At 65.0% G+C, this 20,782-nt stretch carries 24 protein-coding genes and 1 tRNA gene; 22 read left to right on the top strand and 3 right to left on the bottom strand.

From position 1 onward, the window contains the following. The first annotated feature begins 88 nt into the window (after nt 1-88). The gene (locus ECTHA_RS0104920) at nt 89-1,270 is read left to right on the top strand and encodes a class I SAM-dependent methyltransferase (protein ID WP_025280652.1); all 1,182 of its coding nucleotides are present in this window, start codon (nt 89-91) and stop codon (nt 1,268-1,270) included. On the opposite strand, the gene ECTHA_RS0104915 is transcribed toward ECTHA_RS0104920, so the two are convergent. Next, nucleotides 1,254-2,492 carry a multifunctional CCA addition/repair protein gene (locus tag ECTHA_RS0104915; RefSeq protein ID WP_025280653.1) on the bottom strand — a complete coding sequence of 413 codons (1,239 nt, stop codon included), beginning with the start codon at nt 2,490-2,492 and terminating at the stop codon, nt 1,254-1,256. The genes ECTHA_RS0104920 and ECTHA_RS0104915 overlap by 17 nt on opposite strands. Before the next feature lie 2 nt (nt 2,493-2,494). Next, nucleotides 2,495-3,433: a complex I NDUFA9 subunit family protein gene (locus ECTHA_RS0104910; RefSeq protein ID WP_025280654.1), complete on the bottom strand. Its 939-nt coding sequence runs from the start codon at nt 3,431-3,433 to the stop codon at nt 2,495-2,497. A 182-nt stretch (nt 3,434-3,615) separates the two neighbouring features. On the opposite strand from ECTHA_RS0104910, the gene ECTHA_RS0104905 reads away from it, so the two are divergent. The 18 genes from ECTHA_RS0104905 to queC all read left to right on the top strand — a co-directional run bounded on the left by ECTHA_RS0104905 (nt 3,616) and on the right by queC (nt 18,110). Further along, nucleotides 3,616-4,974 (top strand): NAD-dependent succinate-semialdehyde dehydrogenase, encoded by a 1,359-nt coding sequence (locus tag ECTHA_RS0104905; RefSeq protein WP_035369143.1) that lies wholly within the window; start codon nt 3,616-3,618, stop codon nt 4,972-4,974. A gap of 17 nt (nt 4,975-4,991) precedes the next feature. Further along, nucleotides 4,992-5,594 (top strand): DedA family protein, encoded by a 603-nt coding sequence (locus ECTHA_RS0104900; RefSeq protein ID WP_025280655.1) that lies wholly within the window; start codon nt 4,992-4,994, stop codon nt 5,592-5,594. Nucleotides 5,595-5,706: 112 nt separating this feature from the next. After that, complete coding sequence (locus ECTHA_RS0104895; RefSeq protein WP_238984811.1) at nt 5,707-6,942, top strand: BamA/TamA family outer membrane protein; 1,236 nt, start codon at nt 5,707-5,709, stop codon at nt 6,940-6,942. Between the two features lie 71 nt (nt 6,943-7,013). Beyond that, a complete protein-coding gene (gene nudB / locus ECTHA_RS0104890) occupies nt 7,014-7,463 on the top strand; it encodes a dihydroneopterin triphosphate diphosphatase (RefSeq protein WP_025280657.1) in 450 nt (149 codons plus the stop codon). Further along, nucleotides 7,447-8,097 carry an esterase/lipase family protein gene (locus tag ECTHA_RS0104885; protein ID WP_025280658.1) on the top strand — a complete coding sequence of 217 codons (651 nt, stop codon included), beginning with the start codon at nt 7,447-7,449 and terminating at the stop codon, nt 8,095-8,097. Before nudB ends, ECTHA_RS0104885 begins: the two co-directional genes overlap by 17 nt. Nucleotides 8,098-8,133: 36 nt before the next feature. Continuing rightward, nucleotides 8,134-8,880, top strand: a complete 747-nt coding sequence (locus tag ECTHA_RS0104880) for a YebC/PmpR family DNA-binding transcriptional regulator (RefSeq protein ID WP_025280659.1) — start codon at nt 8,134-8,136, stop codon at nt 8,878-8,880. Then, nucleotides 8,880-9,386: a crossover junction endodeoxyribonuclease RuvC gene (ruvC, locus tag ECTHA_RS0104875; RefSeq protein ID WP_025280660.1), complete on the top strand. Its 507-nt coding sequence runs from the start codon at nt 8,880-8,882 to the stop codon at nt 9,384-9,386. Before ECTHA_RS0104880 ends, ruvC begins: the two co-directional genes overlap by 1 nt. Further along, nucleotides 9,383-9,991, top strand: a complete 609-nt coding sequence (gene ruvA, locus ECTHA_RS0104870) for a Holliday junction branch migration protein RuvA (protein ID WP_025280661.1) — start codon at nt 9,383-9,385, stop codon at nt 9,989-9,991. The genes ruvC and ruvA overlap by 4 nt, the downstream gene beginning before the upstream one ends. A gap of 57 nt (nt 9,992-10,048) precedes the next feature. Next, nucleotides 10,049-11,128 carry a Holliday junction branch migration DNA helicase RuvB gene (gene ruvB, locus ECTHA_RS0104865; RefSeq protein ID WP_025280662.1) on the top strand — a complete coding sequence of 360 codons (1,080 nt, stop codon included), beginning with the start codon at nt 10,049-10,051 and terminating at the stop codon, nt 11,126-11,128. 62 nt (nt 11,129-11,190) lie between these two features. Further along, nucleotides 11,191-11,619, top strand: a complete 429-nt coding sequence (gene ybgC / locus ECTHA_RS0104860) for a tol-pal system-associated acyl-CoA thioesterase (RefSeq protein WP_025280663.1) — start codon at nt 11,191-11,193, stop codon at nt 11,617-11,619. Then, on the top strand, nt 11,616-12,323 hold the full coding sequence (gene tolQ / locus ECTHA_RS0104855) for a protein TolQ (RefSeq protein ID WP_025280664.1): 708 nt from the start codon (nt 11,616-11,618) through the stop codon (nt 12,321-12,323). Before ybgC ends, tolQ begins: the two co-directional genes overlap by 4 nt. Further along, nucleotides 12,323-12,769 carry a protein TolR gene (gene tolR / locus ECTHA_RS0104850; protein WP_025280665.1) on the top strand — a complete coding sequence of 149 codons (447 nt, stop codon included), beginning with the start codon at nt 12,323-12,325 and terminating at the stop codon, nt 12,767-12,769. Before tolQ ends, tolR begins: the two co-directional genes overlap by 1 nt. Before the next feature lie 4 nt (nt 12,770-12,773). Continuing rightward, nucleotides 12,774-13,739 carry a cell envelope integrity protein TolA gene (gene tolA, locus ECTHA_RS0104845; RefSeq protein ID WP_025280666.1) on the top strand — a complete coding sequence of 322 codons (966 nt, stop codon included), beginning with the start codon at nt 12,774-12,776 and terminating at the stop codon, nt 13,737-13,739. Nucleotides 13,740-13,839: 100 nt separating this feature from the next. Next, entirely contained in the window at nt 13,840-15,135 is a 1,296-nt protein-coding gene (tolB, locus tag ECTHA_RS0104840) for a Tol-Pal system beta propeller repeat protein TolB (RefSeq protein WP_026623549.1), read from the top strand. A gap of 39 nt (nt 15,136-15,174) precedes the next feature. Beyond that, nucleotides 15,175-15,756 carry a peptidoglycan-associated lipoprotein Pal gene (pal, locus tag ECTHA_RS0104835; protein ID WP_026623548.1) on the top strand — a complete coding sequence of 194 codons (582 nt, stop codon included), beginning with the start codon at nt 15,175-15,177 and terminating at the stop codon, nt 15,754-15,756. Continuing rightward, complete coding sequence (gene ybgF, locus ECTHA_RS0104830; RefSeq protein ID WP_025280668.1) at nt 15,756-16,508, top strand: tol-pal system protein YbgF; 753 nt, start codon at nt 15,756-15,758, stop codon at nt 16,506-16,508. Before pal ends, ybgF begins: the two co-directional genes overlap by 1 nt. Before the next feature lie 127 nt (nt 16,509-16,635). After that, on the top strand, nt 16,636-17,313 hold the full coding sequence (queE, locus tag ECTHA_RS0104825) for a 7-carboxy-7-deazaguanine synthase QueE (RefSeq protein ID WP_026623547.1): 678 nt from the start codon (nt 16,636-16,638) through the stop codon (nt 17,311-17,313). Nucleotides 17,314-17,432: 119 nt separating this feature from the next. Further along, nucleotides 17,433-18,110: a 7-cyano-7-deazaguanine synthase QueC gene (gene queC, locus ECTHA_RS0104820; protein ID WP_025280670.1), complete on the top strand. Its 678-nt coding sequence runs from the start codon at nt 17,433-17,435 to the stop codon at nt 18,108-18,110. A gap of 10 nt (nt 18,111-18,120) precedes the next feature. Here queC and ECTHA_RS20505 read toward each other — a convergent pair whose 3' ends face one another. Further along, nucleotides 18,121-18,243 carry a hypothetical protein gene (locus ECTHA_RS20505; protein WP_280512694.1) on the bottom strand — a complete coding sequence of 41 codons (123 nt, stop codon included), beginning with the start codon at nt 18,241-18,243 and terminating at the stop codon, nt 18,121-18,123. Between the two features lie 130 nt (nt 18,244-18,373). Here ECTHA_RS20505 and ECTHA_RS0104810 point away from each other — a divergent pair, with 130 nt between their 5' ends. The 3 genes from ECTHA_RS0104810 to ECTHA_RS17130 all read left to right on the top strand — a co-directional run bounded on the left by ECTHA_RS0104810 (nt 18,374) and on the right by ECTHA_RS17130 (nt 20,512). Continuing rightward, entirely contained in the window at nt 18,374-19,642 is a 1,269-nt protein-coding gene (locus tag ECTHA_RS0104810) for a YeeE/YedE family protein (protein ID WP_025280671.1), read from the top strand. A 138-nt stretch (nt 19,643-19,780) separates the two neighbouring features. Then, nucleotides 19,781-19,856, top strand: a tRNA-Lys gene (locus ECTHA_RS0104805). 161 nt (nt 19,857-20,017) lie between these two features. After that, nucleotides 20,018-20,512, top strand: coding sequence for a BrxA family protein (locus ECTHA_RS17130; protein ID WP_051582576.1), 495 nt, complete (start codon nt 20,018-20,020; stop codon nt 20,510-20,512). The last annotated feature ends 270 nt before the right edge of the window (nt 20,513-20,782 follow it).

The following is a 20,782-nucleotide window of genomic DNA, read 5'->3' as shown; positions in this document are numbered from 1 at the left end:
GCGAAGCGGTGTGCCGACGGCTTGAGGCGCAGAGCGGGTGGGGCCACAATGCCCCTCCCCACGGCGCCGATCATCTTGGACTGCATGCATGCCCACGGATTCCCCATTACCCACGCCTGAACCCGAGGCCCTGCAGGTCAGCCAGCAGTTGCTGGAACTGGTCAGACAGGAGATTAACGCAGGCAATGGCTGGCTGTCTTTCCGACGTTACATGGAACTGGCCCTCTATGCCCCGGGGTTGGGGTATTACACCGCGGGCAGCCACAAACTGGGGCGGGGCGGCGACTTCATCACTGCCCCGGAGGTGTCGCCCCTGTTCGGTCGTTGTATCGCCCGCCAGTGTGCCCAGGTGCTGGAGAGGCTGGGGGGCGGCGATATTCTGGAATTCGGCGCGGGCACGGGCATCCTGGCGGTGGAGATTCTCACCACCCTGGAGGCGCTGGATGCCCTCCCGGAACGTTACCTGATCCTTGAGTTGAGCCCCGACCTGCGTCAGCGCCAGCAGGCCGCCGTGGCCGACTTGCCCGAGACCCTGCGTCATCGCGTGCAATGGCTGGATGCCCTGCCGGAGTCGGGCTGTTTCCGGGGCGTCATGCTGGGAAACGAGGTGCTGGATGCCATGCCGGTGCAGGTGTTCCATTGGCAGGATGGGGAAGTGCTGGAGCGGGGCGTGGTGCTCGGGCAGCGTCTGGAGTGGGCTGATCGACCGGCCGATGAGACGCTCACGAGCACGGTACGCGCCCTGCATGAAAGCACCGGCGGCGCATGGCCGTCCGGGTATGTCTCGGAGATCAACCCCGGCTTGTCCCCGTGGATGCGGGCCGCTGCGAACAGCCTCGTTGCCGGCGTGATCATTCTGGTGGATTACGGCTACCCGCGTCGGGAGTATTACAGCCCGGAGCGGTATCGGGGCACCCTGATCGCCCATTACCGTCATCGGGCCCTGGACGAGCCCCTGGTCTGGCCGGGGGTGGTGGACATTACCGCCAACGTGGACTTCACCGCCGTGGCCGAGGCCGGGGAGGCGGCGGGATTGTCGTTGCTGGGCTACACCAGCCAGGCCTGGTTCCTCATGGGTTCCGGGCTGGAGTCAGCCTTCCAGGCCTGTCAGGCACAGGGGCTGCGCGAGCAGATGGATCTGGCGGCCCAGGTGCGCATGCTCACCCTGCCCGGGGAGATGGGGGAACGCTTCCAGGCCATGGCCCTGGGGCGTGGTGTGTCGGGGCCGTTGATGGGTTTTTCCGGGCGGGATCTTATCCCTCGTCTGTAGTCTCTTCGGCCTTGAGCGCCTTGAGGGCCCGAATGCGCTGCTGCTGCAGGGCCTCGGCGATGGCCGGACCCCTGAGCCCTTGCTCCACCAGTTCCCGGGCCTGGATGGCGGCGCAACGTGCCTGGGCACGGCGCACGTAATCTGCCTGGGGATAGGGCCTGGCCTCAAAGCCCGTGCGCCCCCGGTAATCCGCCTCGCAGGCCAGCAGTGCCGATTCCAGCCGCTCGGGGCGACGATAGGCATCCAGCCCCTCCAGGGTGCGCGCCAGGGTCTGGGGGCGCAGCTCGAAAACCCGGTGCACCAGGCCATGGTAGCGGGCCACCAGACGCGCCAGTTCCCGGTACCGGTTCGGGATCCTGTATCGATCGCACAGGGCCTCGATCAAGACCACGCCGCGTTCCTCGTGCCCACGGTGGCTGGGCAGGATTTCTACAGGTGTGTCGCCCTTGCCCAGGTCGTGGGTGAGGGCTGCAAAGCGGACCAGAGGATCCTTGCTCAGGCGGGTGGCCTGATCCAGCACCATGAACACATGCACGCCGGTATCGATCTCGGGATGGTAGCGCGGCGGTTGGGGCACGCCATACAGGGCCTCCAGTTCCGGGAACAGCACCGCCAGGGCCCCGCAGTCACGCAGCACCTGGAAGAAGGCCGTGGGTGCCGGAGCCTTGAGCGCCTTTTCCGTCTCCTGCCAGACCCGTTCGGGGACCAGGGCATCCAGTTCGCCCTCGTCCACCATGCGTTGCATCAGCAATCGGGTCTCGTCCGCCACCCGAAAACCCAGAGGGGACAGGCGGGCGGCGAAGCGGGCCACGCGCAGCACCCGCACCGGGTCTTCCACGAAGGCGGGGGAAACATGCCGTAGCCAGCGCTCATGCAGGTCCCTCTGGCCATTGAACGGGTCGATCAGGTGGCCTTGTGCGTCCCGGGCCATGGCATTGATGGTGAGGTCGCGTCGCGCCAGATCATCGTCCAGGGTCACCTCGGGCGAGGCATGGACCTCGAACCCATGGTAACCGGGGCCGGTGTTGCGCTCCGTGCGGGCCAGGGCATGTTCTTCGTGGGTGTGGGGGTGCAGAAAAACCGGGAAATCCCTGCCCACTTGAGTGAAACCCTGGTCGAGCATCTGCTGCACGGTGCCGCCCACCACGACCCAGTCTCGTTCCTTGACCGGCAGGCCCAGGAGTTCGTCCCGCAATGCGCCACCCACCAGGTAGGTCTGCATGATCAGCGGGCGCTGCTGCGCAGATGCTGCAGGCGGTTATGATGCGTGGTATCGCCCAGATATTGGGGCACCACGGATTCCAGGGCGGTGGGGCAGATGCCTCCTCCCGGGCAGAGACTGTCCCGCTGGAGTGAGTGATAGTTGTCCAGGCTCAAAGGCTTGCCGGGCACGTATTCCATCACCCGGGCCTGCAGCAGGGAGAGCCGGTCAGACAGGCCGATGATCAGCCGGGATTTTCCCTGAAGCCTTGCGGTGTACTCCACCAGTTCCTTCAGGGTGTAAACCTGGGGGCCACATAGATCCAGGCGCTCACCGTGTGTGGTCGAATCCTTCAGGGCACCGACAAAGGCCTCCACCACGTCTCCCACGAACACCGGCGCGAAGCGTGCGTTCGGGCAGGCCAGGGGCAGCACGGGAGTGATGCGCAGCAGGCCGGCAAAGCGGTTGAAGAAACTGTCGCCCCGACCGAAGATCACCGATGGGCGGAAGCTGGTCACCGCCACATCCCCTGCCAGGGTATGCACGATGTTTTCTGCCTCGCCCTTGGTACGCAGATAATGGCTGGGGCCGCTGGCCGCGTCGGCGTTCAGGGCGCTCATGTGCAGGAGTCGTCTCACACCCATCTCGCGGGCCGATTCGATCACGGTATGGGCCAGGTCCACGTGGGTGCGGCGGAAACCGCTGCCATCGTGGCCGCGCTCGTTTAGAATACCCACCAGGTTGATCACGGCCTCGCAATCCTGGAAGTGGGTTCGAAGCACCGACCCGTCGTGGCAATCCGCTTCCACCAGTCTCACCCCGGGGAGCACCATCAGGTGCTTGGAACGAAAGGCTCGCCGAGTCAGAACCTTGACCCGGTATCCCTGGTCCACCAGTCGGGTGACCAGGTGGCTCCCAACAAAACCCGTGCCCCCCAATACACACACCGTCCGGATGTTCATGCTTTTGTTATTCCTGTCTTGAAGTACGTTGAAAGTCATAAGGCAACCGGCATCCGGAACCCTGTCTGTCGCCCCTCCCTTTTCTCTTGGAGGAGAGTGACGGCGGCGGTCCCGTTACATCGTCAAACGGCCAAATATACTATGGTATGGCCCCCTGCTTCCCAAGGAGTTCACCTGTGCCCATGAGTTCTGTCAATCCCGCCAATGGTTCCGTGCTCAACGTGTTCGAGACATGGGACCGGCCGCGTATTGACAAGGCCCTCGGCCAGGCCGAGCGCGTTGCCCGCCCCTGGCGGGATCTGCCGCTGGCCGAGCGAGCCGATTTGATGCGCCAGGCGGCGCATGTCCTGCGCCATCGGCGGGACCACTTTGCCCATATGATCACCCAGGAGATGGGCAAGCTGCTGCGCGAGTCACGGGGGGAGGTCGACCGCTGCGCCACCGTCTGCGATTACTATGCCGATCATGCGGCACAATTCCTGGCCGATGAGGCCGTGCCTGAAGTGGAGGGGGATGCCCGGGTGATCTTCCAGCCCCTGGGCACCATCCTGGCCGTCATGCCCTGGAACTTCCCCCTGTGGCAGGTGTTCCGCTTCGCCGCCCCCACCCTGATGGCAGGCAACACTGCCCTGCTCAAGCATGCCTCCAACGTCCCCCGGTGTGCGCTGGCCGTGGAGGAGGTCTTTCGGGACGCGGGCTTCCCCGCCGGGGTCTTTCAGACGCTGATGATCCCCTCCGATGCCGTGGCCGATGTCATCCGTGACCCGCGGGTCCATGGGGTGACCCTCACGGGCAGCGAGCCGGCGGGGCGCGCCGTGGCCGCCGTGGCCGGTGAGTCCCTCAAGCCATCCGTGCTGGAACTGGGAGGTTCGGATCCCTTCATCGTCCTGGACGATGCGGATCTGGACCGGGCCGTGGAGCAGGCGGTGGTCTCCCGATATCAGAATGCCGGCCAGAGCTGCATCGCGGCCAAGCGTTTCATTCTCCTGCCTGGCGCCGTCGATGGTTTCATGGAGCGCTTCAAGGCCGCAGTGAAGGCCCTCAAGCCTGGCGACCCCACCCGGGAGGGCACCACGCTGGCTCCCATGGCTCGCGCGGATCTGCGGGATGAGCTTCACCAGCAGGTGCAAGACTCCATCGCCGAGGGGGCCATCCCCGTGCTGGGATGCGAGCCGCTGCCTGGCAAGGGGGCCTGGTACGCCCCGTCGATCCTGGATCGGGTGGTGCCCGGCACCCGGGCCTATAATGAGGAGATGTTCGGTCCGGTGGCCAGCATCATCCGGGCCGAGGACGATGCGGACGCAGTGCGTATCGCCAATGACACCCGCTTCGGGCTGGGCGGCAGTGTCTGGACCCGCGACCCGGAGCGAGGGGCGGCGGTAGCCCGACAGCTGGCCTGCGGGGCCACCTTCGTGAATGCCATGGTCAAGAGCGACCCGCGGCTGCCCTTCGGTGGCGTGAAGGATTCCGGTTACGGTCGGGAGCTGGCCCGGGCCGGCATCCTGGCCTTCGTGAACACCAAGACCCTCACCCTGCGTTGAGAGAGCGCTGACCCCTCATGGACATGGTCGAACTGGCAACGGATGCGATCGCCGACTACGGCTACTGGGCTCTGGGGGTCTTCCTGGTCATCCTGGCCCCGGAAGCCCTGATGCCTTTCGCGGGCTTCCTGGCCCACGAGGGCCTGCTGAACCTGTGGCTGTCCATCCTGGTGGGCTCACTCGGTGGCACCGCCGGGTCCACCCTGATCTACCTGCTGGCCCGCCGCGCCGGTGAGGAACGCGTGCGGGATCTTCTGCGGCGTCGTGGCCGCTGGGTGCTGGTGCGTGAGTCCGACCTGGATAAGGTGCTGGGGGTCTATGAGCGCAAGGGCGACTGGATCGTGGCCGGTGGGCGCCTGATCCCTACGGTGCGCAGTCTGGTGTCCATCCCGGCGGGGCTGCTGCCCATGTCCTTCGGTCGGTTCGTTGGGTTGACCTTCCTGGGGACATTCATCTGGAACAGCTTTCTGGGCCTGGCGGGATATACCCTGGGCGCGCAGTGGAGTGCCCTAGAGCCCTATCTCGGCGTGTACGGGGCCCTGGTCACGGCCACTGTGCTGGTGGTGGTGGGCATCTTTGTGGTGCGCCGGTTGCTGGCGCAAGGGATCAAGGGCAGGTGAGAGCGAAGGGGCTGCAAGGCGCGTGATGACGATGTCCAGAGGAGGGAGTGCGTGGGCTTCCTGGGTGATATCTGGGTGTGTGGCGGCCCTGTGCCTGTGGGTTACACCGGTCTTGTCGGAGCCCTCACTCGATGCCCCCGTGATCAGTGACATCCGTTTCGAAGGCAACCGGGTGACCCGTGAATCGGTGATGCGCCAGGAGCTGATCGTCGAGCGGGGCGATCCGCTGGACGCCCAGGCCATTGAGGACACGCGCCAGGCCCTGATGAACATGGGGCTGTTCCAGTCGGTGGAGTCCCGGGTGGAGGTGGTCAATGGCGAGGCCGAGGTGACCTTCACCGTGCGCGAGAAATTCTACATCTTTCCCTTGCCCCGGCTGAGCCGCACCTCCGATGGCGATATCCGCTACGGGGGCGATGTGCGCTTCGATAACTTCCTGGGCTATAACCAGGTGCTGCGTTTGAGGGCCGAATGGGAGGACGCCGGCAGCGACACCTCCGAAGAAGAGTCGCGCACGTTGAGCGCAAGTTACAGTATTCCCCGCATCCCCCACACGGCCTGGGGCCTGACGCTTTCCTTCGAGGATGAGAGGGTGGTGGAATCGGCCTCGGAGGAGGATGGTCATGGTGACCACGACAAGGACACCCTGCAGTTGGGCGCCTCCATCAGTCGCTGGCTGGATCGCCAGGGGCCGAGTGCCGGGTGGCGGGCCAGCCTGGGGGTGAACTGGAACGATCGGCGTTACAGCCCTCATGATGCGGGTGAGGCCGTCCCCGACGATGCGCGCGTGCTGAGCTGGAGTGGGGGCATTTCCTTTACCGATGTGGCGGATCTGGGGGTGCGTCGGGAGGGCGTGGAGTACGGGGCCTCCCTGTCCTTTGGGGGCGAGGCCATCGGCTCGGATACCAGTCACCAGAACCTGAGCCTGTTCTACCGTGCCTACCGGCCGCTGGGCAACGGCGAATTGTCTCCCAATCTGAACTACCAGGCCCGCTTTGCCGTGGCCAGTCGCACTGCCTTTGGCGACGAGGCCTACTCCCTGGGTGGCGGCAGCAACCTGCGCGGTTATCCCCGGGACTACCGGGAGGGAGATCTGCTCATGCTCCTTAATACCGAGTACCTGCACCCCCTGTTCGGTCGCCCCGATGTGCGCGGGGTGGGATTCGTGGACCTGGGCGGAGTCTGGCCGCGCCGCGACGTGGATTTGTCGGACGTACACGTAGGGGCCGGTCTGGGATTGCGCATCAACCTGCGGTGGTTCGTGCGCACGGATCTACGGGTGGACTATGCCTATGGATTCAGTGCCAATGAATCCCGGGCCTACTTCGGCACGAGTCACGCGTTCTAGGTCTGATGCCGTGCCAAAGCTTCCGGCGCGGCCCTTTTACTGCCTGTCGGTCCCTTGTAAAGTATTGATATATGGTCTTCAAGCGTCCCGAATCGGTCCTGGTGGTGGTTCATGATGACGCCGGCCGTGTGCTGTTGCTGCGGCGCCGTACCCCGGCGGACTTCTGGCAGTCGGTCACCGGCAGTCTGGAATGGGGCGAGTCCCCGGTGCAGGCTGCCCGCCGTGAGCTGGAGGAGGAGACGGGTCTGTCTGCCGACGGCCTGGTCAACCTGCATCGGCAGGTTCGCTTTCCCATCGTGCCCCCCTGGCGGGAGCGTTATCCGCCCGATGCCCATGAGAATCTGGAACATCACTTCACCTTGTGGGTCCCGGAGGGGGTGACCGTCCGGATCAGCCCCCACGAGCATGTTGAATACCGCTGGTTACCCAGGGATGAGGCGGCTCGCTGGGTCACCTCCTGGACCAATGCCGAGGTGATTCTGGACCACGTGCCCAAGGGGCCGGGTGCCCGGGATGCGTGAGGCCGTCGTCTACATACACGGGCTGTGGATGACCGGTCTGGAAATGAACCTGCTGGCGCGTCGATTGAGTGGGCAGGGCTTTGCGGTGCACCGTTTCCGCTATTCCAGTATCCTTGCCACCCCCGAGGGCAATGCGGCCCGACTGGATGCCTATCTGCGTACCCTGGATGCGGATGTGGTGCATCTGGTGGGGCATAGCCTGGGTGGGCTGGTGATCATGCACCTGTTCCATCAGTTTCCGCTGCAGCGTCCGGGTCGGGTGGTGATGCTGGGCACGCCGGTCTCGGGTAGTGGCGTGGCAGCCTCCCTGGCCCGCTCCCCCCTGAGCCGCTGGACCCTGGGCCGGAGCATCCAGAGGGGCCTGCTGGGCGATGTGCCCCGCTGGAAAGGCGCGCGTGATTTGGGCATGATCGCCGGCGCCCGCGGTGTGGGAGTGGGCCGCGCCCTGGGGGCTGCGCCGCCAGGGGAGGGGGATGGCACGGTGGATCTGCGCGAGACCTGGAGCGACGCGGTGACTGCACATCTCACCGTGCCCTATAGCCATTTCACGCTGCTCACGGCCCGGCCAGTGGCCCAGGCGGTAGCCAACTTCCTGCGCACCGGAGATTTCGCGGGTCGAACCACGCATTCATGATGCCCCTGAAGCACATCATCCAAGAGAAGAGATCACATGGCCGGACACAGTAAATGGGCAAACATCCAGCACCGCAAGAATGCCCAGGACGCCAAGCGCGGCAAGCTGTTCACCAAGCTCATCAAGGAGATCACCGTGGCCTCCCGCATGGGGGGATCGGACCCCAATTCCAACCCCCGTCTGCGCCTGGCCGTGGACAAGGCGCTGGACGCCAACATGACCAAGGATACGGTGGAGCGGGCCATCAAGCGCGGCGCCGGCGAGCTGGAAGGTGTTACCTACGAGGAGATTCGCTACGAGGGTTATGGCCCCGGCGGCGCTGCTGTCATGGTGGACTGCATGACCGACAACCGTAACCGCACGGTGGCCGAAGTGCGACATGCCTTCAGCAAGTGCGGCGGCAACCTGGGCACTGACGGCTCCGTGGCCTACCTCTTCGACAAGAAGGGCGTGCTCAGCTATCCGGAGGGCCTGGATGAGGAACGCATCATGGAGGCCGCGCTGGAGGCAGGTGCCGAGGATGTGGTGGTCAATGACGACGGCTCCATGGAAGTGCTCACCTCTCCGGACGAATACGAAAGCGTGCGCGAGGCCATGACCGAAGCCGGCGTCAAACCCGAGCGCGGCGAAGTGACCATGCGTGCGGCCACCGCCAGCAGTCTGGATGCCGACAGCGCTCAACAGGTGCTCAAGCTTCTGGACATGCTGGATGACCTGGATGATGTGCAGAATATCTATACCAACGCCGACTTCCCGGACGAGGTGATGCAGGGCATGTCCTGATGCGCATCATCGGCATTGACCCCGGTTCCCTGGTGACCGGCTACGGGGTTCTGGACACCGATGGGCGTCGCAGCACCCATGTGGAGAGCGGCTGCATCCGCGTCAAGGGCGAAGAGTTGCCCGAGCGTCTGGGCTTCATCTTCCGGCAGGTCCAGGAGATCATTGCCCGGCACCGGCCCGATACCATGGCGGTGGAGCAGGTCTTCGTCTCGCGCAACCCGTCCTCCGCCCTCAAGTTGGGCCAGGCCCGTGGCGCCGCCATCTGTGCCGGCGTGGAGGGCGGGCTCGCGGTGGCCGAGTACACGCCACGGTCCATCAAGCAGGCGGTGGTGGGTACCGGCGCGGCGGCCAAGGAGCAGATGCAGCACATGGTCACCCTGATCCTGGAGTTGCAGTCCACGCCCGCCACGGACGCCGCCGATGCCCTGGCCGTGGCCCTGTGCCACGCCCACACCCATGCCACCCTGTCCCGCCTGCCGGCGGGGTTTGCCAGGAGAGGTCGATGATCGGACGTTTGCGTGGCGTGCTGGTGCTCAAGCAACCGCCGCAACTCATGGTGGAGGTCAATGGTGTCGGCTATGAGCTGGAGGCGCCCCTGTCCACCTTTTACGAGCTGCCCCAGACCGGTGACGAGGTGATCCTGCACACCCATCTGCACGTGCGCGAGGATGCCCATGTCCTGTTTGCCTTTGCCAGCCCCGATGAGCGGGCCCTGTTCCGCAGCCTGATCCGGGTGAGTGGCGTGGGGGCCAAGATGGCCCTGGCCATTCTCTCGGGCATGAGTGCCGAGGCCTTTCACCGTTGCGTGATGGATAACGACATCACCACGCTCACCCGTCTTCCCGGTATTGGCCGCAAGACCGCCGAGCGCCTGATCATCGAGATGCGGGACAAGGTGACGGCGCAGATCCAGGGGCAGGTCGCGCCGGGTGGTGGCAGCGTTGCCCCGTTGTCGGGGCCGGCGGATCCCGCCGGTGATGCGGTGGCGGCGCTGGTCTCCCTGGGCTACAAGCCCCAGGAGGCCAGCCGTCTGGTGAGCAAGGTGGAAAAGGAGTGCGACAGCAGCGAGGAGATGATCCGCCGGGCACTGAAGGCCACGCTGAAGAACTGACGCCGGCCGGCCTGGAGCCCAAATGTTATCCTCCACACTTTTGAACGGCACCCCCCCATGACGGACCGCATCGTCACCCCCGCAGCCACCCCCAACGACGACGAGTCACTGGAGCGATCCATTCGCCCCCAGCGGCTCGCCGATTATGAAGGCCAGCCCGTGGCGCGGGAGCAGATGGAGATCTTCATCTCCGCCACCCGGGCCCGCCAGGAGGCCCTGGATCATGTGCTCATCTTCGGCCCGCCGGGGCTGGGCAAGACCACCCTGTCCCACATCATTGCCCAGGAACTGGGCGTGAACCTGCGACAGACCTCCGGCCCGGTGCTGGAGCGCCCGGGCGATCTGGCGGCCCTGCTCACCAACCTGGAGCCCCGGGATGTGCTGTTCGTGGACGAGATTCATCGCCTCTCACCGGTGGTGGAGGAGGTGCTCTATCCGGCCATGGAAGACTTCCAGCTGGACATCGTCATCGGCGAGGGGCCGGCGGCCCGCTCCATCAAGATCGACCTGCCGCCCTTCACCCTGGTGGGGGCCACCACCCGCGCCGGTCTGCTCACCTCGCCGCTGCGGGATCGATTTGGCATCGTGCAGCGCCTGGAGTTCTATTCCACCGAGGATCTGGCGCACATCGTCACTCGGGCCGCCGGCATCCTTGGCGCGCAACTGGACCCCTCCGGCGCCCTGGAAATCGCCCGCCGCGCCCGGGGTACGCCACGGATCGCCAACCGCCTGCTGCGCCGGGTGCGCGACTACGCCCAGATCAAGGCGGATGGGGTGATCACCGCCCCGGTGGCTGACCAGGCCCTCAAGATGCTCAACGTGGACGCCAACGGCTTCGATGCCCAGGACAGGCGTTTGCTGATGTCCGTGATCGAGAAGTTCGACGGCGGGCCCGTGGGTGTGGACAGCCTGTCCGCCGCCATCGGTGAGGAGCGGGGAACCATAGAGGATGTGCTCGAACCCTACCTGATCCAGCAGGGCTTCCTGATGCGCACCACCCGAGGTCGCATGGCCACCAGTCACGCCTATCGCCATTTTGGCCTGCGTGTGCCCGCTGCCCTGGAGGCGCGCAGCGCCCAGCCGGATCTATTCGATACCCCCGAGGCAGCCGCCGATGGCGAGCCGAGTGCTCCCTGAAACGCACCTTCCACTTCAAACTGTGAACTGTTCTCGTGTCCCGATCTTCCCAAAACAGCACAATGTTGCCGGCCTTTCAGTGGCCCGTGCGCGTCTATTACGAAGACACCGACGCCGGCGGCGTGGTGTTCTACGCCAACTACCTCAAGTACATGGAGCGATCCCGCACTGAATGGCTGCGCCACCTGGGGTTTGAGCAGGAGCGGCTCATGCGGGAGCAGGGCGTCATCTTCGCCGTGCGCAGCGCCCGGGTGGATTACCTGCGGCCGGCTGCGCTGGACGACGCCCTGACCATCACGGCCCGGGTGGCCGACCAGCGTCGGGCCAGTCTGCACATTCATCATGAGGTCTGGCGCGGCATGGAAAGCGAAGCCCCGGAACTGTTATGCCGCGGCGAGGTCAAGATTGCCTGTCTGGATGCCAGGCAGTTCACGCCCCGCCCGATCCCCGACACCATTGCTGCCATCATGAATGCCGGAGACCCGCAGTGAGCGTTGATCTGTCCCTTTACCGCCTGATCCTTGAGGCCAGCCTGATCGTCCAGGTGGTGATGCTCATCCTGGTGCTGGCCTCGGTGTTCTCCTGGATGGTCATCGCCCTCAAGTGGCGGGTGCTGCGGGAGGCGCGGCGGGCCGCGGATGGGTTCGAGGAGCGCTTCTGGTCGGGCGCGGATCTGTCGCGGCTGTACGAAGGACTGAGGCGCAAGGACGATGTTGCCGGGCTGGAGCATGTCTTCGCCGTGGGCTTCAAGGAGTTTCTGCGGGGGCGGCGCCTGGCCCGGGATGCCAGCAGCGGTGCCCTGGTAGCCGCCAGCACGCAGCGCTCCATGCGGGTGGCCGTCTCCCGTGAGGTGGACAGCCTGGAGACCTATCTCACCTTCCTGGCCACGGTGGGGTCCACCAGTCCCTACATCGGCCTGTTCGGCACCGTCTGGGGCATCATGCATGCCTTCATCGGCCTCTCCGGTGTGCAGCAGGCCACCCTGGCCATGGTGGCCCCGGGGATCGCCGAGGCCCTGATCGCCACGGCCCTGGGCCTGTTCGCCGCCATCCCGGCGGTGATCGCCTACAACAGCTACTCCGCCGAGATCGATCGGCTCATGGCCCGTTACGAGAACTTCTCCGAGGAACTCTCGGCCCTGTTGCAGCGCCAGCTGGGGAGCGCCGTGCAGGAGCAGGGGGAGGCGCCCGCCTGATGGCTGAAGGTGTCTCGCTGCGGCGTCGCCGCCGCTCCATGTCCCAGATCAACGTCGTGCCCTTCATCGACGTGATGCTGGTGCTGCTCATCATCTTCATGGTCACCGCGCCGTTGTTGCAGCAGGGGGTGGAGGTGGACCTGCCGCAGGCGGACGCGGAGGCCCTGGACACCACGCCCGACCAGGGTGAGCCCATTGTGGTGACTGTCTCGCGGGACGGCCGGATCACCTTGAACCAGGGCCCGCGCGTGGGTGAGGGGCTGGAGCGGGATGAGTTGCGTGGCATCGTCAGCGACCTGCTCAGCCGGCAGCCGGGCACGGATGTGTTCGTGCGCGGTGACCGATTCGTGGATTACGGTCGGGTGGTGGACGCCATGATCAGTGTCCAGGCGGCAGGGGCCGGGCGCGTGGGTCTGATCACCGACCCGCCTGAACAGGACGGCTGATTCCATGTGGTCTTTGCTGACGCAGCATGGCCGCCTGTTCGTGCTGGTGCTGTCCATTCACCTTCTGCTGTTCCTCGTCCTGGGGGTGAACCTGCACTTCAAGCCCAGCGCCGAACCTGCGGCCCGGGTCGAGCAGGCGCCGGTGGAAGTGGTGGAGGCGGTGGCCATGGACGCTGAGGCCTTCGATCGTGCGCAACAGGCCCGGGAGCAGGCCCGGGAGCAGGCCCAGGAGGAGGCGCGGCGCCAGGCGAGGGAGCGGGCCGAGGCCGAGCGTCGCCGTGAGGAAGAGGCCCTGCGTCGGGAAGAACAGCGTCGTGCCGAGGCGGAACGTCAGCGCCAGGAGGAACAGCGTCGTGCCCAGGCGGAACAGGAACGACGTGAGGCCGAGCGCCGTGCCCAGGCCGAGCAGGAGCGGGCCGAGGCCGAACGGCGGGCCCGGGAACAGCGGGAGCGTGAGCAGGCCGAGCGCCGTGCCCAGGAGCAGCGTGAACGCGAAGAGGCGGAACGCCGGGCCGAGGAAGAGCGTCAGAGGGAGGAGGCAAGACGGCAGGCGGAGGCGGAACGCCGCGAGCAGGAGCGTCAGGCGGAGGAACAACGCACCCGGGAGCGAATGGAAGCGGAACAGCGGCGTCTTGAGCAGGCCCAGGCCCAGGCCGAGGCAGAACGTCAGCGCGCCGCCAGGCAGCGGGAACTGGACAGGCAACAGAATGAATACGCAGCCGCCATCCGCTCAGCCGTGGAGCGCCGTTGGCGTCGCCCGGATGGGCATCGGTCCGGGCAGAGCGCTGTGGTGTTTGTCCGTCAGTCGCCCGGCGGTTTCATCCAGCAGGTGAGGGTGGAACAATGCACGGGAGATGCTGTGTTCTGCGATTCGGTAGAGCGAGCCGTGCGCCTGGCTGAGCCCCTGCCGTCACCACCGGACCCGGATCTGTTTGCCCGGGAGATCCGGTTTACCTTTGAACCGAGTTGACCCTGGCCATGGGTATGTTGATGCCCCCAGCGCCGCTGAGAGCCCAGGCTCTGGCACCCTCATCCCCGGCGCTCTACCTGAACATGATCGAGCCAAATAGATGAAATCACTGACCCGACTGCTGCTGCTCCTCCTGGTGATCGCACCCCTGATCGCCCAGGCTGCCCTGGAGATCCGTATCACCCAGGGGGTGGAGGGGGCCATGCCCGTGGCCATCGTCCCCTTCGACTGGGACGGCGAGGCCTCAGAGGCCCCGGAAGACATCGCCGGCATCATCGCCGCCAACCTCAACCGCACCGGCCGCTTCAGTCCCGCCGATCCGGATGACATGCCTCAGCGCCCCCATGGCGCTGACGAGGTGAGCTACGCCACCTGGCGCGACCAGGGCAGTGAATATCTGGTTGTCGGGCGCCTGCAGCAGACTGGCCGGGACCGCTACTCCGTGCGCTTCCAGCTCCTGGACGTGGCCTCCGAACGTCAGCTCACCGGTTACAGCATTCCCGTGGAGCGTGACAACCTGCGCCGCGCCGCGCATATGGTCAGCGACATCATCTATGAGCGCCTCACCGGCGATCGCGGCGCCTTTGACACGCAGGTGGCCTACGTGAGTCTCACCCGTCGGGACGGGGATCTGCGCTTCGCCCTGCAGGTGGCCGATGCCGATGGTCATAACCCCAAGACCGTCTTCAGTTCCAGTCAGCCCATCATGTCTCCCGCCTGGTCGCCAGATGGCCGTCGCCTCGCCTACGTGTCATTCGAGAACCGGCGCTCAGAGATCTACATCCAGGATCTGGATGGCGGTAACCGCACCCGGGTGGCCAGCCATGAGGGCATCAACAGCGCCCCGGCCTGGTCGCCGGACGGGCGTCGCCTGGCCCTGACCCTGTCCAGGGGGGGGCAGCCGGACATTTATGTGCTGGACCTGTCCGATCAGTCCCTGAACCGGGTCACCCAGCACCGCGCCATCGATACCGAGCCGGCCTGGATGCCTGATGGCCGCTCCATCGTCTTCACCTCCGATCGGGCCGGTCAGCCTCAGCTCTACGAGGTGCCCGCTCGGGGAGGTCAGGCCCAGCGCCTCACCTTCGAGGGACGCTACAATGGGGGCGTGACCATCTCGCCTGACGGTCGTCGCCTGGCCATGGTGCACGGCTCTGGCGGCCGTTTCCGCATTGGCCTGCTGGATCGGGATTCGAGACTGTTTCGCACCCTCACTGACAGCGGCATGGATGAGTCCCCCAGTTTTGCCCCCAATGGCAGCATGATCATCTACGCCACCTCGGAAGGCGGCCGCGGGGTGCTGGCGGCGGTCAGTGAAGATGGCCGCGTGCATCAGCGCCTGGTGCTGGAAGACGGCGAGGTGCGCGAGCCGGCCTGGTCTCCTTTTCTTGATTGAACCCCTGTTTTCCTGAATCCCTTACCGAGGTAACACCCCATGCTGAATATCCCCGCCTGGCCTCAGGCCCTGAAGATCTTGGTGATGCTGGTCGCCGTGGCCGCCCTTGGCGCCTGTGCCACTGCAGACCGCCATCCTGCGGGAACCCCCGCCGATCAGTGGCCGGGTGCGACCGATCCGGATGCCCGCGCCCCTGGTACCCTGGACCCGGATGTTCGGACGCGTCCCCTGGGTCGAGATGGCCGTCCCCTGGCAGAGGCCCTGGACGATCCGGATAGCCCCCTGTCCACCCGCGTGATCTATTTCGAGTTCGACCGTGACACGGTGCGTTCCGAGTTCGTGGACGTGATCGCCGCCCATGGCGATTATCTGTCCCGTGATCGCGATGCCCGGGTTCGCCTGGAGGGGCATACCGACGAGCGCGGCACCCGCGAATACAACCTGGGCCTGGGCGAGCGTCGGGCTCAGTCGGTGCGCCGCATGTTGATGCTGCAGGGGGCCCGTGGTGAGCAGATTCAGGTGATCAGCTATGGCGAGGAAATGCCAGCCGAGCTGGGCAGCAATGAGGAAGCCTGGGAGCGGAACCGCCGCGTGGAGATCGTCTACGAGGGTGAACAGTGATGTGGCATCGTGTCATACCTTTGCTGGTGTCCGGGACACTGCTGACCGGCGCCGTGGTCGGTCCCGTGCAGGCTCAGGACCGGCTGGCGCAACTGGAAGAACGCCTGGAGCGCCTGGAACGCATCCTTGAAAACCAGGCCCTGATGGAAATGCTCAACCGCATGGAGGGCATGGATCAGGACCTGCGGGACCTGCGGGGTGAGTCGGACGCCCTGCGCCATGAACTGGAAACGGTGAAGACGCGACAACGGGATCTTTACCTGGATGTGGATCAGCGACTGGAGCGACTGGAGCGGGCGGGTCCGGGTCGGCAGGCCGGTGAGCCCCCGTCGGAGCAACCGGCCCTGGTGGATCCCCAGGCGGCCGGCGATGATCGTCAGGCCTACCAGGATGCCTTCAACCTGCTGCGGGAGGGTCGCCATCGTCGCTCCATCGAAGCCTTTCAGGGGTTCCTGGAAAACCACCCCGACAGCCTCCTGGCTGCCAATGCGCAATACTGGCTGGCCGAAGCCTTCTACGTGACCCGGGACTTTGAGCAGGCCCTCAAGGAGTTTTCTCGGGTGCTGGATGAGCACCCCGGCAGCAACAAGGAGGCCGATGCCCGGCTCAAGAAGGGTTTCACCCATTACGAACTGGGGCAATGGGATGCCGCCCGGGAACAACTCACCCAGGTGAGGGACGAACACCCTGGCACCACCGTGGCACGCCTGGCAGAACAGCGTCTGGCCCGCCTGGCCGAGCGCTCCGACTAACTCCTATATGCCAGGGTGGCGAGTCACCCCCGATGATGAAAGATACATTACGAGCCCCTCTCCCCACAGGGGAGAGGGGCTTCCGTAGCTGAACCTGGGTACTTTTACGTTAAGGCCAAGGTCATTGATGAATACACCCAGCCTAGAATCCGCCCCCCCGGCGCCCATCAATCTGAGGATCACCGAGATCTTCCTGTCCCTGCAGGGAGAGTCCCGCAGCGTGGGTTGGCCTACGGTGTTCATCCGGCTCACCGGCTGTCCGCTGCGCTGTGGTTATTGCGACACCGCCTACGCCTTCACCGGCGGACGGGTCATGCCCCTCGAGGACATCCTTGCCAGGGTGCAGGGCTACGGCGTGCATCATGTCTGTGTGACCGGCGGCGAGCCCCTGGCCCAGCCCGCCTGTCTCCCCCTGCTCGCCGCCCTCTGTGATGCCGGTCATGAAGTCTCCCTGGAGACCAGTGGCGCCCTTGATGTTTCCGCCGTGGACCCGCGGGCCATCAAGGTCATGGACCTCAAGACCCCGGGTTCCGGCGAGGTTGCCCGCAACCTGTGGGAGAACCTGGCGCATCTATCCGCCCACGATCAGGTCAAGTTCGTGATTTGTGGCCGGGCAGATTACGATTGGGCCCGGGAGGTGGTGTCCCGGTACGGCCTTGCCGACCGAGTGGAGGTGCTGTTCTCCGCCGCCTTCGGTGACCTGGCCCCGGGCACCCTGGCGGACTGGATCGTGGCAGATCGTCTGCCCGTGCGTTTCCAGTTGCAGCTCCACAAGGTCCTCTGGAACGATGCCCGGGGCAGATGACCGCAAGCGCCCCTCTCGGGGGAGCTTGTTCCACGGGCCAGGGGCATTTGAGCCTCTTCCTCACTGGCGGTAGAGAGAGGAGGGCAATCGCCGGCAGGGTGCAAATGAAGATTGAGGAAATCACCATGAAAAACGCTGTCGTCCTCCTCTCCGGGGGCATGGACTCTGCCACGGTCCTGGCCCTGGCCCGCGCCGAGGGTTTCGACTGTCATTGCCTGAGCTTTCGCTATGGGCAGCGCCACCACGCCGAACTGGTGGCGGCCGCTGAATTGGCGCAATCCCTGGGCGCCGCCGACCATCGGGTGGTGGACCTCAACCTGGGCCTGTTCGGTGGCTCAGCCCTCACCGATCAAGCCATTCAGGTACCCGATGCCCCCTCCAACGGTATCCCCGTCACTTACGTGCCCGCCCGCAACACCGTCTTCCTGTCCATCGCCCTGGCCTGGGCCGAAGTGCTCGACGCCCGGGACATCTTCATCGGCGTGAACGCCGTGGACTATTCCGGCTATCCCGACTGCCGCCCGGAATTCATCCAGGCCTTCGAGACCATGGCCAACCTGGCTACCAAGGCTGGGGTGGGTGGTGATCACTGCCATATCCGTACACCCCTGATTGACCTCTCCAAGGCCGAAATCATTCGCCAGGGCGTTGGGGCCGGGGTGGACTTCGCCCGCACCGTGTCCTGCTACAGCGCCGATGACCAAGGCCGCGCCTGCGGCCTGTGCGACGCCTGCCGCCTGCGCGCCCGGGGCTTTGCCGACGCCGGTCTGCCCGACACCACCCGCTATCGCCTCTGAGCCCTGAGTCTCAGGCGTCCAGGAAGCCCCCGTGGGAGCGGCCCTCGGCCGCGAATGGCGGTGTCTCCGGTGCCACCAGCTTCGAGGCAGGCCGGTCCTGCAGCAGCCCCCCAAGTCCCATTGATCTGCCCATTCAAAACACTGAATGGGTGTGATCGGGCTCGCTGTTGCAGAATGTCAAACTATGATAAGAAAAGTCCGGGCTTTCAGGCCCAAGGACATGGGCGCACAGACGCCCCCCGCTACCCGGAGGAGGAGATAACATGGTATTCGAGAGCTTTACCGCGGCGGCGGCCGTGGTGCTGACATCCATTTTCGTGCTGGCCTTCATCTTCGGCGCGGTGGCCAACAAGACCAACTTCTGCACCATGGGGGCCGTCTCCGACTGGGTCAACATGGGCGACCTGGGCCGCATGCGAGCCTGGTTGCTGGCCATTGCCGTGGCCATGCTGGGTGTGATCCTGTTCGAGATTTTCGGCATGGTGAACGCCGACGGGGCCTTCCCGCCCTACCGATCCCCCCAGTTCCGCTGGATCGAGCACCTGCTGGGCGGCCTGTTGTTCGGTATCGGCATGAGCCTGGCCAGTGGCTGCGGCAACAAGATCCTGGTGCGGGTGGGCGGCGGCAACATCAAGTCCATCATGGTGTTGCTCATTATTGCCGTGATCGCCTACTTCATGATCAATCCCTTCCCGGGTACCTCGCACACCCTTTACTCCACGCTGTTCTACCCCTGGATGAACCCCCTCGCCATCAACCTGGGCAACCAGCAGGATCTGGGCTCCCTGGTGGCAGGCACGGAGCATGGCGCCATCGCGCGCCTGATCATCGGTCTCATCCTGGCTGCCGGGGTCCTGTTCTTCATCTTCAAGAATGCGGATTTCCGTCGCAGTTTCGACAATATCCTTGGCGGCGTGGTGATTGGCCTGATGGTGGTGGGGGCCTGGTACGTGACCAGTCAGGCCATGATCGACGATGGTTTCGGTGGCCAGAACACCCTGAACGAATACGTGCAGGACTGGGATTTCCTGGCCGATGACCCGGACGCCCGCCCGGCCGAAGCGGCCCCCTGGTCGGCGCAGTCGTTCACCTTCATCAACCCCATGGGGCAGAGTCTGCGTTATGTGGGCAGCGGGTTTGACTCGGCGGTGCTCTACATCGGTGTGATGGCCCTGGTCGGTGTCATCCTGGGCTCCCTGTTCTGGGCGCTGGTCACCAAGGCGTTCCGCATCGAGTGGTTTGCCTCGGTAAGGGATTTCGTCAATCACTTCGTCGGCGCCATCCTCATGGCCTTCGGTGGGGTGCTGGCCATGGGGTGCACCATCGGTCAGGGCATTACCGGCATCTCCACCCTGGCCCTGGGTGGTTTTCTCACCTTCGCCAGCATCGTCTTCGGGGCGGCGCTGACCATGAAGATCCAGTACTACAAGATGCTCTACGAGGATGAAGCCAGCTTCGGCAAGGCCTTCCTCACCAGCCTGGTGGACATGCGGCTGCTTCCGGGCAAGCTGAGGAAGCTGGAAGCCATGTGACCTCGAGGGTCATGGGGGGGCGGGCACGGCTGCCCGCCCTCCATCAAAGCCCTTGCAATCCCCGAAAACTTCAGTAGAATACGGGCCCTTTCCGGCCCCCCGCCGGAGCGCATGATCCCCCAGGAACGTCAGTTCAATGGGTCGTTAGCTCAGCTGGTAGAGCAGTGGACTTTTAATCCATTGGTCGTAGGTTCGAATCCTACACGACCCACCATTCAAATCAGGCACTTACGCCGCTCCCTCTCTCACCATCAATCCCGCCTCATGGCGCTGGGCCCCACTGGGCCACCTAAGCGGGACAACTCGGACGGCTGATGCCGATCGCTCGGCCCTGGGACCGGGAATGAAAAAACCCACCTCAGGGGCGGGTCTCTGATGGTCTTCGAGAGTCGTGTCCTGGCGGATCTGATGCTATCCGGGGCTGACCAGACGGCGTGGAAGGCCGCGATCCATGACGGGAATCGTCTGCAGAAGGCGCGTCCCGCCACGGCGACGCGCGTGGGCAGCGCGGTTTGTCAGCGCCTTGAGCGGCTGGAACCGCCATTTTGGCAAGCGCTGCGGGATGGCGATGACCAGCTGGCGACCCAAGTGGCGTTCTGTGCCGCACTTGTATGCAATGCACTCCTGGTTGAGTTCATCGAGACCGTGGTGGCCGATGTTTTCGTCACGCGAGCGGAGATCCTGGAAGTCTACCACTGGGACGATTTTCTTGATGAGCGCGTGTGCCGTGATGCATCGATGGCCGACTGGACGAGCGCCTCCAAACGCAGGAGGTGGATGCCTTCCTCGACGCACTCAAGCGCGAACTGGAAGAGGCGATCCAGTCCAACAAGCGTATTCGCCTGCGCTGATGTGAAGGGAAGACAGTAGGAAATCAGCTATGCGTATTCCGGAGCAAGGTTGCCACTGATTCCACGGCAAGCCTGCCACCCATTCCAGGGGAAAGCTGCCACTGATTCCACGGCAAGGCTGCCACCCAGGCAGAGGCGCTGAGTCGACTCATCGAAGTGTCCAGACGCGGGATAACTTACCGGTAGGCTGGTCCTTTCCATCCGGGGAAGGTCAGATGCCAGCGAAGAGGTTATCCATGCGGAAGATCAAAGAAGTCCTACGCCTCAAATGGGAGCGAGGGCTGAGCAA

The sequence above is a fragment of the Ectothiorhodospira haloalkaliphila ATCC 51935 genome (genome assembly GCF_000633935.1).
Classification (GTDB): Bacteria; Pseudomonadota; Gammaproteobacteria; order Ectothiorhodospirales; family Ectothiorhodospiraceae; genus Ectothiorhodospira; species Ectothiorhodospira haloalkaliphila.
The sequence above is the reverse complement of the archived record's forward strand: the minus strand, read 5'-3'. Positions and strand labels throughout refer to the sequence as shown.